This is a genomic window from Acholeplasma laidlawii (genome assembly GCF_015709225.1).
Classification (GTDB): Bacteria; Bacillota_I; Bacilli_A; order Acholeplasmatales; family Acholeplasmataceae; genus Acholeplasma; species Acholeplasma laidlawii_A.
The window spans coordinates 1-3,664 of sequence record NZ_JADNRS010000031.1; the positions used below are offsets into that span (position 1 = coordinate 1).

Consider the following 3,664-nt stretch of genomic DNA (forward strand, 5'->3'; position numbering starts at 1 on the left):
GATTCAAATGTAAAAATTTGGGTTATTCCTACAAATGAAGAAGTTATGATCGCTCGTGATGTTTTAAGATTACAAAATAAATAGTAGGATTTTTAGTTTAAAAGCTCTGATAAATTCTTTTTATTGGGGCTTTTATATTTGATTAGAGAGTTTCTATAAATGGAAAAATATAAAATGATATAATCAAAATTAAAAAACTTAGATCATTGGTGAATTCAACACCGATTTTTAATCGTGATGATAGATACTCGATGCACTGGAACTTAATTTGCTCATTTATGGATAGAATAGATGATTCCTTGAATGCATTAATCACAAAGGATTACTTATCTGATACTATAGGAACGACTGACGATTTAATATTATTTTTGATTCATACCGATATAATTGTGGAAGCTATAAAAAAACTTTATAGCAGATTGGGATTAACATACCCACTTAAAGAAGATAATAGTATTTTTAATCAGATCGGTAAGGGAAGAGGAACAGATGATAGATTTTTTAGGCATATAAGAGCTCTATCGTTTGCACATTCAGTAGAGACCGCTAATCCTAGTCCCTATGTTCAAGAAGGTGAAATTCAATACTCACCATTTATTATCAACGGAGCAACTTTAAACAGCGATAAGGTTATCATAAGGGTATATACATCTCTAAGTGATGAATATGATTCACTTAGAATTCCTAAGAGACAGTTCATTAATTATATCGATGAAATTTTATATGTGCTAAATTATCAAAGTGATAATGAAAAAAATGATAATGCAGTTCAAACATTAAAAACGTATATAATGGACAACCTCAATGACTTTATTTCACTCTATCAATCAATGGATGAATCATATTATTCTTATTCATTTATGAATGCATTAAGTTTTAATTGGAATACTGACTATCAATCTGCACATTATGCACTTGAAAAGATTAGATCCTATTTAAATGAAGAAATCTATGGACCTAACAATTATTGTTTTGACGATAGAACACCATATAATCCAGATACACTATCAAATGTAGAATGGGGATTTCAACATTTAAAAATATTTAAGGAATTGTTGGCAAATATGTATGTAGATATTCTTTAAACGATATGTTATAATACAAGAAGAAGAGGTGAAACCATGTACAAAAATAACTAATAACCTACTAAAAATACTTTTAGTGGGTAACAAACTAAATCAAACACTAAAAGGAGAATATGATGCTAAGCGTAAAGGAATTAGTTATTAGAAACCATCAACAAGACTTAGTCTTGATTGAAGGTTTATCTTTCACCGTAAACGATGAGGACAAGATTGCAATAATAGGCAGTGAAGGGAGTGGAAAATCCACTCTTTTAAGCACTGTTTATGGTGAAGTATTAGATTATATTACAGTTACAGGTGAAATCATTCGACCAAAAGTGATTTCATATTTAAATCAAAACATTTTAAATCAATATGAATCACTTTCAGTTACAGTATTTTTGGAATTAAATATTCCAGAAGACTTATATCATTACCTAGATGTTATTTATAAACTATTTGTACAGTTTAATTTGAGTTATGATGCATTTAAAGATAGAAGTTTAAAGTCATTATCTGGTGGTGAAAGGGTTAAAATAGGACTCATTAAATGTTTAATGATTCGTCCGGATTTATTATTACTTGATGAACCATCTAATGATTTAGATTTTGAGACAATTGAATTTTTAGAATCCTTCATGAAGGATACAACAATCCCTTTATTATTTATATCTCATGATCAAAGATTATTAGAAAATGTTGCAACAGGGATCATTCATCTACAACAAGTTCATAAGAAAACAAAACCTAAAACTTATTTTTTAAATGTAGATTATAAAACATATAAAGAAAAGTATTTAAGAAAGTTTGAAACTGACCTCATGGTAGCTAGAAAACAGAGAGCTGATTATAATAAGAAGATGGATAAGTTTAGACAAATTTATCAAAAGGTAGAACATCAACAAGACCAGGCAGTTAGAGACCCGGGATTAGGTAGATTACTAAAGAAAAAGATTAAGAGTTTAAAGAGTCAAGAAAAAAGATATCTTAAAGATAAAGATTCATTTATAGATATACCTGAAAAAGAAGAGCCTATGTCAATTTATTTTGAGGATTTAGGTAAGTTTAATTCCAATAAATTAATCATGAATTTAGATATCATAGATTTTAGCTTACCCAATGGTGTACTGATACCGCATGTTAAACTAAAACTATCGGCAACAGATAAAGTAGTCATTACCGGGAATAACGGCGTAGGTAAAACAACTCTAATTAAACATATTTATGAAAAACTGATAAAAAGATCTGTTAAGGTTGGATATATCAGTCAAGACTATTTAGATTTGATGGATAAAGATAGAACAGTTTTAGACTATGTACTTAGTCATCAAAGTAAATATCAAGAATCTAAGATTAGACAAATACTTAGTACATTAGGGCTCAAAAGAGATGAGATGCTTTATAAGATTAAAGATATTAGTGAAGGAACAAAACTTAAAATTTTATTATTAGTTTTAGTATCTAATACAAACGATGTATTGATACTGGATGAACCCACAAGAAATATATCACCTATAAATCAAGATGAAATGTATGAATTATTCCTAAACTTTCAAGGTGCTATACTTGCTGTATCTCATGACCGTGCATTTATAGAATCTGTCTTTGATGAAATCTATGTATTATCAAAAGATGGTTTATATTAATTACGATATGTCTTTTATAGAAATACAATTACTTGTTTCAACTGCGCTTTTCTTAGACAATCAGTAAATAATTTGAACTATCAAGTCACGAAAGTGACTTTTTATTTTATCGAAAGTGAGGATTAAAAATGGCAGCGATAGATAGAGTACAAATTGAATATGAAAGATTAAAGATGCTCTTTTTATCAGTTGAACAATCAAAAAGTGAACTTGTGGATAATTTAATCAATGAAGCAGCCTTTATGAAAGTTCAACTAGAATCACTTCAGCATCAAATCAGAAAATACGGTGCAGTGCAGATTTCCAAAAAAGGTGCACAACGTCAAACTGAAGCAGCCAAGTATTACACGAAACTCGTGAATTCATATGGAACAGTCATCAAAACACTTAATTCCATCATGGGTAAAAATATCATTGATGAAGATGATGAATTTGACAAGTTCATAGGCAGAATGTCGTAATGAACTATTTATTAAAGTATTACGATGAGATTCAAAAGGGCAAAATTAAAGTCGGAAAAGAATTACTAACTGTCCTTGAAACACTTATAAAAGATATGGATAATCCAAGATATATTTTTGATGAACGTCCTGGCAATATTAGAATAGAGTTTATAGAAAATTTCTGCAAACATACTAAAAGTCCATTTAACGGAGAACCATTTATTCTTGAACTTTGGGAGAAAGCAGTACTTCAAACTGCTTATGGATTTAAAATGGCAGATACTAATTTAAGAAGATTCAATGAAGTATTGTTGTTGATTGCTAGAAAGAATGGAAAGACAACATTTATTGCAGGTATAGATCTTGCAGAATTTTTTCTATCAAAAGGCGGTGTTGATATCGTATGTGCATCTAATACATCTGAACAAGCAAACATCTTGTTTGATGAAATCAATAATATGAGAGAAGGCTCAAAAGCTCTATCGAATGAAAAAAGAAGTAAGAAAAATAT

The 3,664-nt window shown here is 29.2% G+C and carries 4 protein-coding genes; all 4 read left to right on the forward strand.

Annotated features, from left to right (window positions below; genetic code table 11):
• The first annotated feature begins 251 nt into the window (after positions 1-251).
• The gene (locus tag IY230_RS03590) at positions 252-1,085 is read left to right on the forward strand and encodes a hypothetical protein (protein ID WP_196369960.1); all 834 of its coding nucleotides are present in this window, start codon (positions 252-254) and stop codon (positions 1,083-1,085) included.
• 116 nt (positions 1,086-1,201) lie between these two features.
• Complete coding sequence (locus IY230_RS03595; RefSeq protein WP_196369961.1) at positions 1,202-2,710, forward strand: ATP-binding cassette domain-containing protein; 1,509 nt, start codon at positions 1,202-1,204, stop codon at positions 2,708-2,710.
• 128 nt (positions 2,711-2,838) lie between these two features.
• Positions 2,839-3,171 (forward strand): hypothetical protein, encoded by a 333-nt coding sequence (locus IY230_RS03600; RefSeq protein ID WP_196369962.1) that lies wholly within the window; start codon positions 2,839-2,841, stop codon positions 3,169-3,171.
• Positions 3,171-3,664 (forward strand): terminase large subunit domain-containing protein (locus tag IY230_RS03605; protein WP_230852590.1); only part of this gene is annotated, 494 nt, incomplete at its 3' end. The genes IY230_RS03600 and IY230_RS03605, both read left to right, overlap by 1 nt.